The organism is Wenyingzhuangia sp. 2_MG-2023 (assembly GCF_030548295.1).
Taxonomy (GTDB): domain Bacteria; phylum Bacteroidota; class Bacteroidia; order Flavobacteriales; family Flavobacteriaceae; genus Wenyingzhuangia.
Genome location: NZ_JAUOSB010000002.1, coordinates 1 through 18,265, shown reverse-complemented (window position 1 = coordinate 18,265; position 18,265 = coordinate 1). Strand labels below are relative to the sequence as shown.

Here is an 18,265-nt window from a genome sequence, read left to right as displayed (position 1 = left end):
GTTGTTTGTGTTATTTTCCAAATCCTCCACTGCGAGATCTAGAAGACGAACTGTTGCTGTATCTACTGGTACTTCTGGTCGTTTTTTGAGAGCTATTTCCATAACTACTTCCCGAAGAATACGATTTTGATTTAAGAGTAGCAGCACTCTTTTTTACTTTGCTTTGTACTTTTTGTTTAAAGCTTTGTGGTTTGTTTGCCCAAGTAGAAGTGTTGCTTTTGTAGTTGTTGGTTCCAAATGAATTGTTTCTACCATAGTAGTTTTGACGACCTCTGTAGCTGTTGTAATAATTGTAATCATCTCGGTAGTATCGGTATCCAGATCCCCATCCTAACATAGAACGCATGAACGCATATTGACCGTAAAATGCCCAAAATGATGTTCCGTTAGAGCTAGTTTGCCATTGTCCGTATTTTTTGTTCCCTACATAATTGTCATAACCTGCAGGAGCTGTTTTTTTGTCTAAAACGCCATTTTTTTTAGAAAGTACCGTCATTCCTAAATCGTTTTGATGCTGCTCAAACACAAGAAGAGAAACTTTTTTCCAATCGGTGTTGATGATTTCAAAATCGTTTTCAGAACCTGTAGGAGTGGCTGTTTTAGGAATTACAATTCGATATTTGTGAAAATAGGAATCGTTGCTTTCTTCGTAATTCATGTCAGCCAGAATCACGCTATAATTTTGCTGGTCTATGTACGTTGTTACAATTACATCTAAAGGAGATTTTACGTACGGTTTTTTCTCAGAGCCACAAGAAACGACTATTAGGGTGATGAGCAGAATGCTAAAGGTTTTAAAAAACTTCATAGTTGATTTTTTTCAAATTTAATTAATTATCTTGTTGTGAGGGCAATATATTGCTAATGTCTCTTTCTTTAATAATGATTCCTCTACAAGCTTCAAATTCATGCTCCCCATATTGGGTAATGCACAAGGTTTTTTCTTCTTCATCGTCAAGATAATCAAAGGAAATCAACTCTTCCCAATTTTCATTGTCTACATTTCTGCTGTAACCTGGACTCTTTTCATCTAAGTAGTAAAGTACACCTTCGTAAACAATTTTTTTAGGCGGCTCGTTGTTACGGTCTATATGATCGGTTACATCGTCTCCTAATTTTCTCAATTTTAGACCTTCAGACATTGTTAAAATAATACCTCCATCGTCTTCTATTTCTAAATATTTCTTTTTTTTGCCGTTGACCAACGTATACTCTCGGGTAAAATAATTATTTCCCCAGTCGTATTCAAACATAGCAGCTACAGTCCAAGTTTCAAACTGGTAATCTAGCAAGTAGTTTTTTTCCAAATCAGCTACTTTAATGTTCAAAGGATCAAAGTGTCTTTCGGTTTCTTTCTTCTTAAAAAAGTCAAATATTCCCATAGTGTTTTTTATTTCTTAGTTTTTGCCAAATCCATTTTTCAGTACGTTTTTAATTCCCTCTAAATTATCAGAGAACTCCATCATTTGTTGCAAAACCTGAGCCATTTCATTCTGATTTCCAAAACCTTTCAACTTGTTGTTTTTTACAAAGGTTTCTTTCATTTTTTCCCAACGCTCGGTTTCTTCTTCTGTCAGAGATTTGGTCATTTCTTTGTATTTTAACAAATTGGCTTCGGCTGCTGAGGTTAAGGTTTGTGATTCACTTTCGTAGTGACTTAATAGCAGAGAATCCAACTCTTTATCGTTCATGATTGGTACTACTTTGGCTGTTAATTTCCCCATATCACGATAAGAACCTTGTAGTTTAAAACTCGGTTCGGTTCTGTAAGCATCTTCCATCGCTGCAGATTTTATGTATTGCTCGTTCACTTTTACCACAGTATTTCTCAAAACAATCACTTTTTGCAATACAGAAATATAATCGTTGATTTCTTGTTGGGTGTGGTTTCCTTTCAAGTTCAAACTTTCTGAACTGTTTTGTTCTATATGATTTACCAAAGTGTACAAATCGTCAAAATTTTTACTGCTCAATTGTCTAAGAGTGTCATTAGCGGTTAGTGCATTTTCAATCAAACTCATTCTGAACAAATCAGCAGTTTCTCCAATCACATCTCCCAAGTTGTAAATATCAGCTCTGTTGGCCAACATGTCTGGAATTCTAAATTTGTCACCACTTTCTGTATAAGGGTTTCCGGCCATAATTACACAGAATTTCTTGTCTTTAAAATCGTAGGTTTTGGTGTTTCCTTTGTAAACTCCTTCTATTTTACGTTGTCCATCGGCCAGTGAAATAAATTTCTGTAAAAACTCAGGATTGCAATGTTGAATATCATCCAAATATAACATTACATTGTTTCCCATTTCAAACGCCAAGTTCAGTTTTTCTAACTCTTGTTTGGTGGCTGAGTTGGTGGCTGCCATAGGGTCTACAGAAGTAATTTCGTGTCCAATAGCAGGTCCGTTTATTTTCATAAAGATCAATCCCAATCGTTCAGAAATGTATTCCATCAACGTAGTTTTACCATATCCAGGAGGGGAGATTAACAACAACATTCCCATTCTGTCGGTACGTTTGTTGTCTCCAACCGTTCCTAATTGTTTGGATAAATTATCTCCAAACAGAGGCAAATAGACCTGATCGATCAATTTATTTCTAACAAAAGAAGACAATACTTTTGGTTTGAATTCATTTAGTTTTAAAGCGTTTTTCTGTTGGTGAATCACTTGTTTCTTAGCTTCTCTAAACGCTAAAAATTTAGCAACAATGGCCGTGTTGTAATCGTTTAATTTTTGAATAAAATTAAAATATTCAAACGTGTAAATTCCATTTACAATAGTTCCGTGATCTCCTTTTAAATTGTTGATAGGAACGTTGGTTTTTACAAACAAAGGCAAGGTAGAATTGTTGAATAGTAACAAAGCTACCGCTTCTTGAATGTAAAAGGTGGAATGTTTTGATTCGTTACTACAGTAAGATTGCAACCATTGTGTGCACAGTTCTGTTTTGTCTGATAGGACTGTGAAATTGTTTAACGATTGCTCAAAAGACAGCCAAGCATTGTTGCTTTGCAGATAATTAACAAAGTCTGTTTTTAAATCCAAAGCTTGTTGACTAACACTAAACAAATCATTTTGTTTTAGTTCGTGAAACAAGTAATAGGCAACATGTTGATTTTTATGAGGTAACAATTCCAAAATAGCAGCTATACAAGCGCTGTATTCTGTAGCGTTTGGAAATACATTTAGAATAGCACCTGTAGCTTTTATTTTTTGATTCAATTTTTTTTGAACTTCACCGTTCAATTCCTGCCAGAAAAATTGAGCTTCGGCACGAATGCTAGGAGGGAAGCTAAGTAATTTCAAATCGTTTTCAGTCTGAATCCAATGTTTCAAAAGTACAAATGCATCCAAATCATGCACTCCCTTTACATAACCTTCCGTATAGTTTTCGTTACTTTCTTGTTTTACCAAATCACTCAGAGATTCTGGAGTGTGGTTTGATAAATTTTGCAAACCATATTTCTGATAGATTTTAGCAGCCAAATATTCAGACCTATAAACTTCGGTGTTTTCAGAAATCAATTCTTGTTCCCAAATTTCTTTAGCACTGTTTAAAATTTTGTTTTCTATCAGTTCGTAAAAGTCAGTACCCGTTAAATGAAAATACAACCGACCATCTTTGTTGACAATATTCAAGTCTAAATGTTGTTTGTTAACTCCAAATCGGTGGTTTCCAAACTTGATGACATTTTCACCATCTTCATACAAATCCAAAGTATCTTTCAGTTTTCTAATAACTTCTTCTTTGGTTGTTTTTAAATTGGTTTGTAGACTTTCTGCTTTTCCCGTTTCTTCTAGTTCTTGCAATTGCGTTACAATGTTGTGCAATTTGCTCACCATCAAATCCGAAGCAAAATAACCGTGAATTTCTTCTTCACTTTTAAACGTTGCCGCTTTTTTGTGAATGCTTTTTAAAATGCGTTCTGCAGCACTTTGTAGCGCAATTCCTTTTTTATTACGAGCCGCTACCAAGCTGGTTTTTCTATTTTCAAAGGCACTGTAAACTTCTTCTCTTTTGCTGATAATTTCGGTGATGTATTCATCAAAATCGGCAAATTTTCCTTCCAATTCTTCTAATTGAACAGAGAGTTTGGTTAGGTATTCGTCACATTTTTCTGGAGTGTTGGCAATGTCTATAAAATTGATGATGCTTTGATCAAACAGTTTTAGTTGCGCAACAAAATCGGCTTTACTTTCTTTGTTGTTGAGATCTTGAACTTTTCTTTTGATACCTGCTTTTAGTTGGTTAATTTCTGCAAATAACAAAGAGATGTTGTCAATAATTTTAGTGGAGTGAGAAGTGTCTTCAATGTCCAAATTGTTGACAATATCTACCAAAAGTTCCAAATCGTGACTGATTTGATTGCTGTTCTTTTCTAGTTTTTTCCCTTCAATTACTTTGGTCAAAGTTTCTAAAACTTCATTGTTTTCTTGAATCCTTTTTTGATAAGGAATCAAAGCTTTGTCATCCAATAGAAATGTAACACATCGTCTAGAAATACGTTCTGTTTGTTCTTTAATGCTATCACTCACCTCATCCAAACGTTCTAAATTAATGTAACGGATGTCTCTAAGCGCAATGGTGTTTCCTTGTGAAGCTCTTAAATTAGTCAATAACAATACAAAATCATCAATAGAGGTAAACGTACTGTGTTTTATTTTGTTGAAAAGTTCAGCAATTTCGGATTCTAAATTTTCGGCAGCTTCAACCGCAATTTTCTTTAGTTGTACTACTTTTTCAAATTCACCAATAGCAGCATTGGCGGTAGATTTTAATTCTTCTAAAGGAACATTTAAGCTAGAAGTATCGGGTTCTGAAATCCAAAAATAAGCATCCAAAACATCGGTGCTTTGTTTGGAAATATCAGCATACAAACCATCGTAATTGTCTTCTTTGTTTAACAAAGTGATGATTTCTTGACACTCAGCCATTGCTTTTACAATGTCTTTGTTTCCTATTTTAAATAAGAGCGAATCACTGTTTTCTGTATTTACTTGTATGTTATTAGAAAAAGGAGTTTGCCAAATCTGAATCACATGGTGTTTGGTAGCTTCACTTTCGGATTTGAAATAACTCAATTCCCCATTTTCCAAAAGTGTATACCCATTACAAACAATTGGAGTGTGAATGGTTTGTTCAATAATGTTGTAATGCATCAACACATAATCTCCTTCTTTTTCTTCGTAAAAAACGTAGAGATAATCCTCTCCGTTGGAAGAAGCTATTTTTTTCTGAAACTTGACATTTTGAACAACACGATCAAACTTTTTAAACGTTCCTGTTTGTAAGTAATATCCTTCAGGAAAAATCAATCCTTGACTATCTGGCAACAATACAGCGGTGTCTTGTATGCTTTGAATTCTAGAAACTTGCTGTACTTTGTGATTGTACACAAAATAACGAGCCGTCTCTTGGTAAGGCGTAATTTCTAGAACGGTTATATTTCCCAAATCAGCAAATCTGTATTTTGCATCTTCTAGGGTTTGATCTTTGTGATCTACAGGTTCTGCATAAATCCCTTTTCCAGTTTCAGAATTGTCTTCTATTTTTATGGTCAAATCACCACCAATAGCTTCTACAAATAGTTTGTCTAAAATAGAAACATGAGGATGACTTCCTTTTCTAAAGTTGTCATAAGTAACCTCTTGCCATCTAAATTCGTGTTGGTTTGGAAACGTATATTCGTGATCACTACGGTTGTCTATGTAGGTAATTTGGTTGTCTTTTACCAACCATTTGAATGTTTTGATGTCTTCAACTTTTTCCCCAATCTGAAACACCATGTGTAGGTATTGCTCGGTAAGCATGAATTTGGTGAAAAAGGTATTTCGGTAATATTTGTAAAGGTTCTTAAAATCAGAAACAAATCCCTCTTGGTTGATGAAACTCAAGTCTTGAGATTGAAAGCGATTGTTCTGAAATTTGTAAACGCTAAATACATCTTCCAGTTTTATTTCTGATCGTAGTCCAAAATGCACATTGTACCCTAACAAACAGGTGTTTCCTAAGGAAACAATATCTCTAGCAATGCATGAATTTTGGGTGTTGATTCTATCGTTGGCAATCAGTTTGGTTTCTACAGCTCCAAAGACCTCTTTTCTGTTTTCGTTGAGAGTTTGTAAACGCAGCACCAAATCATTTTTATGCTTTTGCAAACGATTTTGAATGATTTCGTACGTTCCTCCTTCTAGTTCTATAGCGTTATTTTTCATTTGTATTGTAGACCTGTTTTGTTATTTAGTTCCTGAGTCACTTCGAGTGCTTTTTGTAACGTAGCGGAAAAAAGTGTATGGAGAAGTAGTTTCGTTATTTTCTAGCTAATTATTTCAATGGGCTTAAGCCCATTGATTACAGTTGATTACAGTTGATTACAGTTGATTACAGTTGATTACAGTTTTTCTCGTTTAGCTTCTTTAGAAGAGGCTTAGATTCATTCAACAAATTTCCCCATCTTTTGTAATGTTTTTCTGTATTTTTATGGATGTAATTTACGACTCGGGCTATGTTGTTCAATTCAGAATCGACCTCTTTTTTGTGAAATTTTTGAGACCAAACATGATTTTCTCCTTTTTTCCATTCTTTGTATCGTTGAAATTGATAGGAGGTGAACCCTTTTAATTTTCGAATTTGTTCATTTAATTCTTTCTTATTTTTAACATCAACTAACAGATGAACATGATCTGGTATTACTGTAAAGGCAATTGTAACTATTTTATATTTTGTTATCGCTTCTGCAACCAAGTCAATCATTTTTAGATAATCGCTGTCTAATAATAAAAAAGGCTTTAGATTTTTAATGAATTCTGGAGAGCAAAAAGTAACCATTCTATCGGAAATTCTTGAATTATGAGTTGTGAATGTTACTAAATATAGCATCTTTAGATCTGTTAAAAACTAATGAATAAACTAATGAATTGTCCAACAGGATACCCAAAGGGCTTAAGCCCCTTGGGTAGTTGTTAGATTAACCCAACTTCTGATCTCCCAATCCTAATGCTTTGGACAAATTGGTCAGATTAGAGAATAAATTCTTCTCATCGTTAGAACTTGCTTTTCCATGTAGTTTTAACAACAAACTAGAGATGGTTAAGTTTTTAATGTCTTCAGAACCAATTCCGTAATCCGTGGCAAAACTTTTAACTTTGTCTAACAAATTTCCTTTTACGTCATTAGAACCTAAAATGGCATCTTTTACTTCTGTAATGTTTGCAGAATGATTTACCAAGCGGTCTATTCCTTTAGAGCGAGTAATTTGTCCAATTATTTGGTCAAAGAACATGGTTTCACCACCTACAATATCAATATTAGCAGCTTTCAAAGCTTCTCCAATTACGTCTGCTTGTGCATCGGCAATTTCTTTTTGTATGTTGATTTCTGCCAAGTCTACTTGCAATTCTTTGTCTAAACGCAGTTTGAATTCTTCGTGCTCTTTTCCAACTCCATCTAGTTTTTTCATAGCCTCTGCTTTCTCTTCAATACCGGCCGCATCTGCAAGTGCTTTTTCTTTAATAATATCTGCTTCTGCCAACCCTTGTTTTTTCATGGCTGCAGCTCGTACTTCAATTCCAACTGCTTCTGCCAAGGCTGTTTTTTCTATAATATTAGCTTGTACCAAACCTTCACGTTCGTGAGCATCTGCTTTTGCATGCAATACTTGTGCTTCAGACAATCCAATAGTTGCTTCTTCTTTGGCAGTAGCATCTGCAATAATTTTTCTAGCTTCTGCTTCTTTGGTAGAAGCTTCTTTTTTAGCCTGTGCATCAATGTTCATTTCTTCTGCTCGTTGTTTTGAAGCTTCTTTTTGTGCTTCGGCAGCTTTGATGACTGTAATTAAGGATGCTTCTGCATCTTTTTCTGCCAAGGTAATGGCTACTTTCTTTTCACGATCTGCCGTTTTAAATGCTTCAATATCTTTGGTGTTTTCTTGTTCTTCTACCACACCTTTTTCTAAAGAAACACGTTCACGAATTACATCTTGAATGTTTTTACGTTCTATTTCAACGGCTTTTTCTTTGTCAATTTCTGCCAAGGCAACAATCTTCATTCTTTCAGTAGCTTCTAAATCTCTATCTTTTTGTACACGTTCTGTTTCTACAGCTTCTGTACGTTCTTTGTTTTTAGCGGCTACTATAATTTGGCGGTCTTTATTTTCTTCTGCAATTTTTACTTTCTCATCCGTAATAATTCTAGCAGATTCAGATTTTAAACGTTCTTCTTGAGATACTTTTGCTATTTCTGCTGCTTCTCTAGCTTTGATATTGGCAATTTCACGACCTTGTTGCTCTTCTTTTTCTGCCAATTGTTTGTCCAATTCTAGAATGGCTTCTCTGGCTTCTACATCTTGTTTTCGAATCACTTTTTCTTCATCACGTCTAATCAAATTGGCTTTGATGTTTTGTGCTGCCGTCAATTCTGTAATCTTTTTGATTCCCTCAGAATCTAGAATATTGTCTGGTTTTAGGTATTTGATGGGCGTTTGTTCTAAATAATCAATCGCACAATCTTCTAGTGTGTATCCGTTTAAATCTGTAGCAATAATGTTGATGATTTCATCTCTAAACTCTCTACGAGCTTCGTACAAATCGATGAAATTGAACTTTTTACCTACTGTTTTTAAAGCTTCTGAGAACTTAGCTTCAAACAATTCGTACAAAGTTTCTTCGTTAGAAGCTCTTTCACAACCAATGGTTTGTGCAACTTCTATTATAGCATCTTTGGATTTGTTTACTCTTACAAAAAAGGCCACTTTTATGTCTGCTCTTAAATTGTCTTTACAAATCAAACCATCTTCTAGCATACGCTCTACCTTGATTTTTTTTACAGAAATGTCCATAATTTCTACTTTGTGTAGAACAGGTATTACGTACATTCCTTTGTCAAAGGCAACTTGTGTGCCTCCAAACCCTGTTTTTACAATAGCTTCACCTTGCGGTATTTTTTTGTAAAACATGGCTATAAATAGCACAAAAAGTAAAATTAATCCTGCCAAACCTCCAACGGCGATTCCTACCATAGAAGACGCAATGTCTGAGAATGCTAGTGATATGATACTTAAATTCATAGTAATTTTTTGTTAATAGTTGTTTTTTATGTAGTAAAATTTTTTGCTTGTATCTTCTTTGATAATCAATATTTCTGTTCCTGATTTTAAAGCTTCACCGTTTAAAGATTTTCCGTAGATAAGAATAGGATCATCGTCAATCTTTACTTTTACGCGACCCATTCTGTCTCCAGAAATATTGGAATCTAAAATTCCTTTTCTTCCTAAAAGGTCAAGGGCATCAACTCCTTTTCTTTCTAGTTTTTTAAATACACTTTTGAAAGGAGTGGTGAAAATTTTGTTTAAAATTAAGGAGGGAATGATAGCAGCTGCAAAAATGACGAATCCAAATGCGTTGTGATGGCTAAACGTAATGTACGTTCCCAATACGGTGATGAACCACCAGAAAAATACCCAAGAAGTTAGTGTAAACATAAAGGGCAATTCTGTAAAGTTGAAATAGATCAGCAAGACTTGCCACCATTTTAAAGACTTTCTTCGGTTGCTAACAACGGTTTCGTTTTTCAGTTCTACATTAGAAATTTCTTCCAAATCTACAGCGGTACTATCTGTAGAAGCATCCATGTCTACATCAATATCTAGATCTATGTCTACATCAAAGTCAAAATCTAGTCCTATAATTGTGGTGATAATTCTATAAACGGTAAGAGCGATTAAGAAAATCGTCAAAGGAGTGTTTATGGGAGAAAAAACTAGTTCGTAAAGTGTCATTTTTCTTTTGCAATTTTTTTAAAAACTCAGAGTCTGAAATTTATCAAACTCTGAGTGGGGAGGTTTTTTATAAACCCATCTGTTTTTTCAAAGCATCAAGGTCATTATCAGCACTTGCTTGTGTGCTGTCTAAAACTTTGTCTATTTCTTCGTCAATGCTTCTAGACTCGTTGGCAATATCACCGTACGCATCTGCCAAAGCTTCTTCTTGAGCTACTTTTTCTTTCATTTTTTCTAACATGTTTACCGTACTAGAACTGTCAATGGCAGCCATTTGTTTGTTTAAGTTTTTGGTAGCATTAGAAACTTTTACTCTGGCTTTTAAGGTTTTCAATTCGTTTTCCCATTTGCCAATGTTGCTCTTTAATTTGTTTACATTGCTTTCTAATTGCGATACAGATTGAGAGAATTTTTCAATTTCTGCGGTAGCACGACTTACATGGGCTTGATTTTCTTCTTTACGAACCAATGCTTCTTTGGCCAAACGATCTCCATCCTCAGCTGCCAACTCTCCTTTTTGCACTTTTTGCAAAATCAACATGGCTTTGCTTTGGTAGTCTTTTGCTTTTGCCTCAAATTCTGTCTTGTCGTTTTTAGAACGAATCAACATGGCTTTTACTTGTGCCAAACCTTCTAGCGCTTTGGTCAAATCACCTTTCATGTCTCTAATTCCTTGTTCGGTCATTTTGATGGGATCTTCCATCATGTCAATTGCAGAATGTGCTTCTGCTTTTCCTACGTTAAATAATCTTTTGAATATGTTCATAACGAATGTTTTAATAATTTATACTCTACTCTTGTTGATTGTTTTACCACAATCAATCTTATTTTCTGTTTCCAGACTTTGTGTGTTTTGGTTTTATGCTTTAGAAAACTCAATGATGTTTTGTGAGTATTCGCTCAACAATAAACTTAGGGAGTTGATAGAACCTTCTAATTCGTTCAAATCAATATTTTCTAGTTGCAACGTATCTCTAAAAATGACTTTTTCTCCCGATTCGTCCAACACAAAAGCACCGTGAACAATGTCTCTGTTTTTTTGTAACAATTGTTTGAAAATATCTTGGTTAGGACTGTTGATTTTAAATATATATTGCTCGATGATTAAGATAGGATCGGCAATACCTAAAATTAAATTGTTAATTCCTTCTTCTTGATTTTGAATCATTAAGATCCCTTCTTCGTTATCTTCGTGAGTGATGTTGTAGTTCAACTCCAGCAAATAATGTTTGATCTTATCAAAATAGTTTTTCATATATTTTATTTTTTTACTGTTTAATATTACAAAACACTTTTGGATAATAAGTGGTTGTTTTATTAGTTTTTATTCTTTTGTTGCTAATTTTTTTTGCAATTCTGTTTTTTGCTTTATTTTTGAATCATTCTCTTTGGTTTATGTGTTATTTGTACCTCAAATATAAGAGTAATAAGTTAAATTGCAAATAAAATTAGCAAAATATGTCTTTTTTTGGAAGAAATGTTAAAAAAATTAGAGGAATTAAGAAAATGAGTCAACAATCTTTTGCCGATCTCTTTTCGTTGAAAAGAGCTACGTTAGGGGCTTATGAAGAGGGTAGAAGCGAGCCAAAAATTGATACGATTGTAAAAGTTGCTAATTATTTTAGCATTTCTATTGATGATATACTGACGAAAGAAATCACTGTCAATCAATTGTTAAGTTTTGATGGCGGAATTACAACGGATTTGAATCAGGTTGTGAGGAGTAGTTTTGTAGAAATTCCTTTTGTAACCCATTTGAACAAAAGTTTGTTTGTTGCAGACTTTACTCATTCTCAAACGTATGATTTTTTGCCAAAAATTAAAATACCAACAACAGATGACAAAGATGTTTTGGCTTTTGTGGTAGATGATTTGGTAATGGTACATCAACAAGAAGGCTTGTTTCCTGGTGATGTTGTGATTGGAAAGCGTGTTTTGTTAGAAGATGTAAAAACAGGAGAAGTAGTGCTTGTATTGACGCAAGAAACAATGTTTGTTCGTAGGTTTTCTAAAACAGAAACACATTATATGTTTTTGGCAGATCAAATCAATGTAGCCCCTATAGAGGTAACCCTGGAAACGGATGTTTATTTATGGAAAGTTACCGAAGTGATTTTGAAAAGATACCCTCAGTTTGTTTCTGATTTGGAAAACAAGGTCAATCAAATCATCAATAAGTTGAATGATTGATAGAATGTATTCAAACAGCTATATTTCTATAACTTGTTTGAATACATTGTGTATAGATGTTAGTAAAAGTAATCCATTACAAAAACATCTTCAATTAAAGGACCAATTACACTAATCAACTTTAAATGAGCTGGGTGAAAGAGGTAGGTTTCTCTAGCATGTTGGTCTTTAAAGGTGATGACATAGCAATGCGTAAATACTTTGCTATTACCTTCTGTACTGTCGTTTGTTCCTCCTTCAAAATGTGCAATTTCTGGAATATCATTTTTAAGATTTTCAAAAATGGCCATTCCCTTGTCAATAGCTTCTTGACTAGCGCTGTCTTTAAACTTAAGGTTGACCACGTGTTTTATGCTTTTTCCTTTTGTTTTGGTATTTTCAGGAGCCACTTTGTAGGCAACTAACTTTTTAAAATCAAACCTGTTTGAACCTGCAATTAGAAAGTAATCTTCTCCAATTTTGTGAGATTTTAAACCGTAATATATAGAGAATCCTGTTTCTAAATAGTTGATGGGACTTAACATTCCATCTTTGTCTAATTTGCAAAGTTGAATGCTAGCATCATCTCTTGTACCTACTGCCAAAATAGCTTCGTTGTTGTTTGTAGAAAGAACCTCTATTCTTGTTTGACCAGATAGTTTGGTTGTTTCATCATCTATCAATAGAGAATGAGGAATTAATTTTCCTCTTCTATCAATTTTAAAAACACTCACGGCATCTCCATGGTATGTAAAATTAGGTCTTTTTATAAAGCCACCTCTTTTGTAATATTTGTGATGTCTATGTCCTACAATCACATAATGATCGTCTCCAAAAGTAACTCCAGTTACTGGGTAGGCTCCTGTTAAGTATCTATCAGTGGTATTGTCGTCTATGTTGTTGATGTTTTTAAAAGTTCCATTTTTATATACTCTAAAACCACTAACACCGTTGTCTTGAAAACCTCCTGTATACAAAAAGGTTTTTCCTTTTATTTTGTGCGTAAACATTCCAATAATTCCATCGGTATGAATTTTTTCATCGTCTTTCATAGATTGAACGTGGGTTAGTTTTCCATCACTTTGTATTTTAAAACAACTCAATCCTGGCGTTTCTTCCAAACCACCAATAAAGAGGTAAGAAGCTTTTTTCATGTGCACAACTTGTAGTGTAATAGCAGTACCTAAGTAAGTTTCTTCAGTATCTTCTACCAAAGCAACTCGTTCCAAAGAACCGTTGTTTAAAATCTTAAAAGTTTCTATAGCATCACCATATTTGTTTGCTACAAACAGAAAGTCTGTACCGTTAATTTTGTCGGCAACCATTCCTCTAGCAGGTCCCTTTTGTTTGTAAAGTTCGTGATTGCTAATAGGTGTCAGTTGTCCTTCTTTGTTTAAACCAAATACGTCTATATTTCCGTAGCCACCTGCATATACGTAATGAGATCCTTCTTTTTCGTAACTGGTTACCGTTACGGTGTTGTTTGCAGATATGTCTTTAAAATCTTTTCTATACAAGGTTGGGTTGTCAGAAACTTGTGCAACACAAATTTGAGAGACCAACACTACAAAACCAATAAAATAGCTTGTTATACGATTCATATTTTTTAATTAATTAGGTTATTTTACGATTGATTTTGCACCCGCAGTAGCAATTTCTCTATCTTGTTCAATTGTTCCACCGCTTACGCCAATGGCTCCTATAATATTTCCTTTTTTGTCTTTGATGGGCACACCACCAGGAAACGTAATCAACCCTCCGTTAGAAAGTTCAATATTGTAGATAATTCCACCTGGTTGCGTTAATTCCCCCAATTTACCCGTATCGATGTTGAAATAACGAGCTGTTTTTGCCTTTTTAATAGCAACATCTATGCTTCCTAAAAAGGAATTGTCCATGCGGATGAATGCTTTTAGATTGGCTCCTGCATCTACCACAGCAATGTTGACCAAAACATTGTCTGCCTCTGCTTTTTTCTTGGCTGCCAAAACAGCTTTAAGAGCAGCATTGTCTGTAATGTCGTACGCATTTTGAGCTGTGCTTGTTTCTGTTGCTAGTAACATTGCCGTTGCCAAAAGGAATACCATTTTTTTGATGTTGAATGGAGGTTTAAAGATACCCATTAGTTTGCAGTTAATTGATTGGACAATAATTTTGCAACGGATACGGAGCTGGCTGGGTTTTGACCTGTGATGATGTTGCCATCTTCAATTGCATAATCTTGCCAATCGTCTCCTTTAGAAAAAATTCCGCCATTGTTTACAAGTTCTGTTTCTACCAAAAAGGGCACAATGTTTTCTAGCTGCATTGCTGTTTCTTCGGAGTTAGAAAATCCGGTTACTTTTTTTCCTTTTACCAAAGGTTCTCCTGTGGATGTTTTGGCATCTTTTAGCACAATAGGAGCGTGGCAAACAGCCGCTACGGGTTTGTTGGCATTGTTAAAGCTCTCAATAAGTTTTACAGATACGTTGTCTTCGGACAAATCCCAAAGAGGTCCATGACCACCTGGATAAAATACAGCATCAAAATCCTCATGATTTACGGCAGCAATAGGTTGTGTTTTAGCCAAATCTTCTTGAAGTTTTGTGTCTTTGTTGAATCTGATTGTTGCCGGTGTTTGAAAATCGGGTTCGTTACTTTTTGGGTCTATAGGTGGTTGTCCGCCTTTTACAGAGCTTAAGGTTACTTGCATTCCATTGTCTATCAAATAGTAATAGGGAGCCGCAAATTCTTCTATCCAAAATCCTGTTTTTTGACCTGTGTTTCCTAAATCTGAGTGACTTGTTAAAACAAATAATACGTTTTTCATCTAAGTTATAATTTTGTGTTACAAAGATTACAAACGATTTTAAGAAAATAGTAGAACAAGTTCAACAACCCAAAAAATTAGGTATTGATGCGCTTCTTTTTTATTTTACTTAAAAATTCATGCGTAATGCCCAAATAGCTAGAAACATGACGATCTGTTAGTTTGGAAGCAATGTCTGGGTAGGTTTTTAAAAAATAATGGTAACGCTCTTTGGCGGTTAAACAGTGGTTGCGGATCAATCTTTTTTGCCAAGCGGCCACTGCTTTTTGAGACATGATGCGGAAGAGTCTTTCTACAGTTTGAGATTGGTTGTACAAGGTTTCTTTGTCTGTTTTGTTGATCAACAAAATTTCACTATCCTCTAAAGCTTGCATGTTTAAATCCGAAGGTGTTTGATTCATAAAACTATCAATGTCCATCAACCACCAGTCTTTTCCAGCAAAATAAAGCGTATTTTCTTTCCCTTTGGCATCAATTATAAACACCCTAAAACATCCTTTAACTACAAAACCCTCAAACTTGCATACAGCACCTTGTTCCAATAAAAAATCTCCTTTGCTGATGGATTGACTTTTGAAATAGTGGCAAATTTTATCCAACTCGGAATTGGTAATAGGGATGTGTTTGGCTAAATTGGTTTTTAGTAAAGTGTTGTTCATTTATAGAGCTGTCATTCTTTGGAGTGGATTTGTTGCAAATATATTTAAATTCTTTTTGTTGAATTCCATTTTACAACTGAGTAGGTATGGAGAATACGCAGTTTATGTGTTGGTATTGGGGATGTGTAATGCTATACAAAGTTTGTTAGTTTTTGATGTAGTACCCATCACCGTCTTTAAAACTACCTACTAAAATTCTGATAAAGTCTATAAAAACCCAAATTCCAAATCCACCAAAAGTGAAAAGTTGAAGAATTCCCGTTCCTACTTTTCCTACATAAAAACGATGCACTCCTAAGGCTCCAAAAAAGAAGCATAACAAAGCTGTGGCTATAAAATTTTTGTCACTTTTTACAATTTCCATTTTTTTTATTTTAAATACATGACTAAAATAGTTAAAATAATTTAGTAGAATGCTTGAATTATTTAGCAGAACAATTTTATTTTTACCCTAGAAAACAAACAAATAATGAGCAAGACCATTGAGCAACAAATAGAAGATTTAAGAAACGTATTGCACAAGCATAATTACGAGTATTATGTGTTGGACAAAACAACCATTTCTGATTTTGAATTTGATGCCTTGTTAAAAGAGTTGCAAACTTTAGAGTCTGCTCATCCTGAATATGCAGATGTCAATTCTCCCACCCAAAAAGTTGGGGGTATGGTTACTAAAAACTTTGAAACGGTTGTGCATAAAAACAGGATGTATTCTTTGGACAACTCTTATAGCAAAGAGGATTTGTTGGATTGGGAAAAAAGAATCTCCAAAATTATAGAGGGAGAAATTACCTATACTTGTGAGCTTAAATACGATGGAGCTTCTATCAATTTGACGTATGAAAACGGTGTGTTGGTAAAGGCGGTGACCCGTGGAGATGGTGTGCAAGGAGATGATGTGACCCATAATGTAAAAACCATAAAATCGTTGCCGTTAAAATTGCAAGGAAATTTTGTTGACAATTTTGAAATTAGAGGAGAGATTGTTTTGCCTTTGGATGGTTTTAAAAAAATGAACGAAGCTAGAGAGGCTGCGGGCGAAGAAACCTACAAAAACCCTAGAAATACAGCCAGCGGAAGTTTGAAGTTGCAAGACAGTGCCGAAGTAGCAAAACGTCCTTTAGACTGTTTGTTGTACCAAGTGTTGACGTATGAAAATGAATTTGAAAGTCATGCCCAAGCTTTGGAGAAAGCAAGATCTGTAGGGTTTAAAGTGCCCGATACGCTTAGTGTTGCCAATTCTATAGATGAAGTGCTTGCGTTTGTGAATTATTGGGACAAAGAACGTTTTAATTTGCCTTACGAAACGGATGGAATTGTGGTGAAGGTGAACAACATCCGTCAGCAAGAAGAGTTGGGCTATACGGCCAAGTCTCCACGTTGGGCAATTGCTTATAAATTTAAAGCCGAACAAGTTTCTACCCGTTTGAATAGTATTGATTATCAGGTAGGCCGAACAGGAGCTATTACTCCTGTAGCCAATTTAGAACCTGTGCAGTTGGCAGGAACTACGGTGAAAAGAGCATCGTTGCACAATGCAGATCAGATTGCGTTGCACGATATTAGAGTAGGAGATGAGGTGTATGTGGAAAAAGGAGGAGAGATTATTCCTAAAATAGTAGGGGTAGATTTGTCTCAAAGACCTAGTGATTCCTTAGAAACTATTTATGCTACGCATTGCCCTGTATGTAGCACTCCTTTGGAACGAAAAGAGGGAGATGCAAAACATTATTGTCCTAACGAATACGGATGTGCTCCGCAAGTAACAGGAAAAATAGTGCATTTTATCAGTCGTAAAGCAATGGATATTGATGGGTTGGGAGCAGAAACGGTGGAATTGTTGTGCAAAGAAGGATTGATTGAAAACTATGCGGATTTGTATGCCTTAACGGTAGCGAAAGTTGTTCCATTGGAACGCATGGCAGAAAAATCTGCCAACAATATGATTGCAGGAATAGAAGCTTCTAAACAAATTCCGTTTGAAAAGGTTTTGTACGCTTTGGGAATTCGTTATGTGGGTGAAACCGTGGCTAAAAAATTAGCCAAAGCCTTTAAAAATATAGATGCTTTGTTTGAGGCAGATTTGGAAACTCTAATTGCTGTGGATGAAATTGGCGATAGAATTGCAGAAAGCATTATTGCTTTTAGAAATGAACCGTTGAACCAAGTGCTTATAACTAGGTTGAAAGATTATGGTTTGCAGTTTTCATTGTCTGAAGAAGATTTACAAAACCAAACAGAAACTTTGGCAGGAAAAACATTTGTGGTATCTGGAGTTTTTCACAAGGTGTCTCGTAACGAATTGAAAAAGTTGATAGAAGATAATGGGGGAAAAGTAAGTAGTTCTATTTCTAAAAAAACTGACTTTATTGTGGCAGGAGACAACATGGGACCTGCAAAATTGCAAAAAGCCACAGACTTAGGAATCTCTATTATTTCAGAAGATGATTTTTTAGGAATGGTGTAGTTTTCTTTTAACACTTTGCTTCTCGACTTCGCTTCTCGACTGCGCTCGAAGACCCTGCAATACGAAGTTATTTAAAACCTACATGGTGTTCGAGCGTGGTTGCAGAGCGCAGTCGAAGTAGAGTCGAGAACCTCTAATGCTTCTTAGTATTGTCATTTTCCTTTGAGACTTTGCTTCTCGACTTCGCTCGAAGACCCTATAATACGAAATTATATAGTACCTACACGGTGTTCTAGTTTGGTTGCAGAGCGCAGTCGAAGTAGAGTCGAGAACCTTTAATGTTTCTTTGTATTATCATTCTCCTTTGAGACTTTGCTTCTCGACTTCGCTCGAAGACCCTACAATACGAAGTTATATAATATCTACACGGTGTTCGAGCGTGGTTG

At 35.0% G+C, this 18,265-nt stretch carries 15 protein-coding genes; 2 read left to right on the top strand and 13 right to left on the bottom strand.

The window, feature by feature from the left end:
- Positions 1-10: 10 nt before the first annotated feature.
- The 8 genes from Q4548_RS03475 to Q4548_RS03440 form a co-directional block, all read right to left on the bottom strand.
- Complete coding sequence (locus Q4548_RS03475; RefSeq protein WP_303451597.1) at positions 11-808, bottom strand: hypothetical protein; 798 nt, start codon at positions 806-808, stop codon at positions 11-13.
- Between the two features lie 22 nt (positions 809-830).
- Positions 831-1,382, bottom strand: a complete 552-nt coding sequence (locus Q4548_RS03470) for a DUF4178 domain-containing protein (RefSeq protein ID WP_303451595.1) — start codon at positions 1,380-1,382, stop codon at positions 831-833.
- Positions 1,383-1,397: 15 nt separating this feature from the next.
- Positions 1,398-6,215: a DNA repair ATPase gene (locus tag Q4548_RS03465; RefSeq protein WP_303451593.1), complete on the bottom strand. Its 4,818-nt coding sequence runs from the start codon at positions 6,213-6,215 to the stop codon at positions 1,398-1,400.
- Between the two features lie 166 nt (positions 6,216-6,381).
- Entirely contained in the window at positions 6,382-6,879 is a 498-nt protein-coding gene (locus Q4548_RS03460) for a transposase (protein ID WP_303451591.1), read from the bottom strand.
- Positions 6,880-6,967: 88 nt separating this feature from the next.
- Positions 6,968-9,016 (bottom strand): SPFH domain-containing protein, encoded by a 2,049-nt coding sequence (locus Q4548_RS03455; protein ID WP_303452388.1) that lies wholly within the window; start codon positions 9,014-9,016, stop codon positions 6,968-6,970.
- 60 nt (positions 9,017-9,076) lie between these two features.
- A complete protein-coding gene (locus Q4548_RS03450; RefSeq protein ID WP_303451589.1) occupies positions 9,077-9,775 on the bottom strand; it encodes an OB-fold-containig protein in 699 nt (232 codons plus the stop codon).
- 67 nt (positions 9,776-9,842) lie between these two features.
- Complete coding sequence (locus tag Q4548_RS03445) at positions 9,843-10,541, bottom strand: PspA/IM30 family protein (RefSeq protein WP_303451586.1); 699 nt, start codon at positions 10,539-10,541, stop codon at positions 9,843-9,845.
- 93 nt (positions 10,542-10,634) lie between these two features.
- Positions 10,635-11,030, bottom strand: a complete 396-nt coding sequence (locus tag Q4548_RS03440; RefSeq protein ID WP_303451584.1) for a molecular chaperone Tir — start codon at positions 11,028-11,030, stop codon at positions 10,635-10,637.
- A gap of 203 nt (positions 11,031-11,233) precedes the next feature.
- On the opposite strand from Q4548_RS03440, the gene Q4548_RS03435 reads away from it, so the two are divergent.
- Positions 11,234-11,965 (top strand): helix-turn-helix domain-containing protein, encoded by a 732-nt coding sequence (locus Q4548_RS03435; RefSeq protein WP_303451582.1) that lies wholly within the window; start codon positions 11,234-11,236, stop codon positions 11,963-11,965.
- 59 nt (positions 11,966-12,024) lie between these two features.
- Here the strand turns inward: Q4548_RS03435 and Q4548_RS03430 are convergent, their stop codons facing one another.
- From Q4548_RS03430 to Q4548_RS03410, 5 genes are all read right to left on the bottom strand, one after another.
- Positions 12,025-13,545 (bottom strand): Dabb family protein, encoded by a 1,521-nt coding sequence (locus Q4548_RS03430; RefSeq protein ID WP_303451580.1) that lies wholly within the window; start codon positions 13,543-13,545, stop codon positions 12,025-12,027.
- An 18-nt stretch (positions 13,546-13,563) separates the two neighbouring features.
- On the bottom strand, positions 13,564-14,067 hold the full coding sequence (locus Q4548_RS03425) for a heme-binding protein (protein WP_303451577.1): 504 nt from the start codon (positions 14,065-14,067) through the stop codon (positions 13,564-13,566).
- On the bottom strand, positions 14,067-14,753 hold the full coding sequence (locus Q4548_RS03420; protein ID WP_303451575.1) for a type 1 glutamine amidotransferase domain-containing protein: 687 nt from the start codon (positions 14,751-14,753) through the stop codon (positions 14,067-14,069). Before Q4548_RS03420 ends, Q4548_RS03425 begins: the two co-directional genes overlap by 1 nt.
- A gap of 77 nt (positions 14,754-14,830) precedes the next feature.
- Positions 14,831-15,412, bottom strand: a complete 582-nt coding sequence (locus Q4548_RS03415; RefSeq protein ID WP_303451573.1) for a Crp/Fnr family transcriptional regulator — start codon at positions 15,410-15,412, stop codon at positions 14,831-14,833.
- 145 nt (positions 15,413-15,557) lie between these two features.
- The gene (locus Q4548_RS03410; protein ID WP_303451571.1) at positions 15,558-15,776 is read right to left on the bottom strand and encodes a TM2 domain-containing protein; all 219 of its coding nucleotides are present in this window, start codon (positions 15,774-15,776) and stop codon (positions 15,558-15,560) included.
- Positions 15,777-15,881: 105 nt separating this feature from the next.
- On the opposite strand from Q4548_RS03410, the gene ligA reads away from it, so the two are divergent.
- Positions 15,882-17,879 carry an NAD-dependent DNA ligase LigA gene (ligA, locus tag Q4548_RS03405; RefSeq protein WP_303451568.1) on the top strand — a complete coding sequence of 666 codons (1,998 nt, stop codon included), beginning with the start codon at positions 15,882-15,884 and terminating at the stop codon, positions 17,877-17,879.
- Positions 17,880-18,265 lie beyond the last annotated feature (386 nt).

Coding starts and splice junctions, on each gene's coding strand:
- Q4548_RS03475 (WP_303451597.1), bottom strand. CDS start 808: ATGAAGTTTTTTAAAACCTTTAGCATTCTGCTCATCACCCTAATAGTC.
- Q4548_RS03470 (WP_303451595.1), bottom strand. CDS start 1,382: ATGGGAATATTTGACTTTTTTAAGAAGAAAGAAACCGAAAGACACTTT.
- Q4548_RS03465 (WP_303451593.1), bottom strand. CDS start 6,215: ATGAAAAATAACGCTATAGAACTAGAAGGAGGAACGTACGAAATCATT.
- Q4548_RS03460 (WP_303451591.1), bottom strand. CDS start 6,879: ATGCTATATTTAGTAACATTCACAACTCATAATTCAAGAATTTCCGAT.
- Q4548_RS03455 (WP_303452388.1), bottom strand. CDS start 9,016: ATGGTAGGAATCGCCGTTGGAGGTTTGGCAGGATTAATTTTACTTTTT.
- Q4548_RS03450 (WP_303451589.1), bottom strand. CDS start 9,775: ATGACACTTTACGAACTAGTTTTTTCTCCCATAAACACTCCTTTGACG.
- Q4548_RS03445 (WP_303451586.1), bottom strand. CDS start 10,541: ATGAACATATTCAAAAGATTATTTAACGTAGGAAAAGCAGAAGCACAT.
- Q4548_RS03440 (WP_303451584.1), bottom strand. CDS start 11,030: ATGAAAAACTATTTTGATAAGATCAAACATTATTTGCTGGAGTTGAAC.
- Q4548_RS03435 (WP_303451582.1), top strand. CDS start 11,234: ATGTCTTTTTTTGGAAGAAATGTTAAAAAAATTAGAGGAATTAAGAAA.
- Q4548_RS03430 (WP_303451580.1), bottom strand. CDS start 13,545: ATGAATCGTATAACAAGCTATTTTATTGGTTTTGTAGTGTTGGTCTCT.
- Q4548_RS03425 (WP_303451577.1), bottom strand. CDS start 14,067: ATGGGTATCTTTAAACCTCCATTCAACATCAAAAAAATGGTATTCCTT.
- Q4548_RS03420 (WP_303451575.1), bottom strand. CDS start 14,753: ATGAAAAACGTATTATTTGTTTTAACAAGTCACTCAGATTTAGGAAAC.
- Q4548_RS03415 (WP_303451573.1), bottom strand. CDS start 15,412: ATGAACAACACTTTACTAAAAACCAATTTAGCCAAACACATCCCTATT.
- Q4548_RS03410 (WP_303451571.1), bottom strand. CDS start 15,776: ATGGAAATTGTAAAAAGTGACAAAAATTTTATAGCCACAGCTTTGTTA.
- ligA (WP_303451568.1), top strand. CDS start 15,882: ATGAGCAAGACCATTGAGCAACAAATAGAAGATTTAAGAAACGTATTG.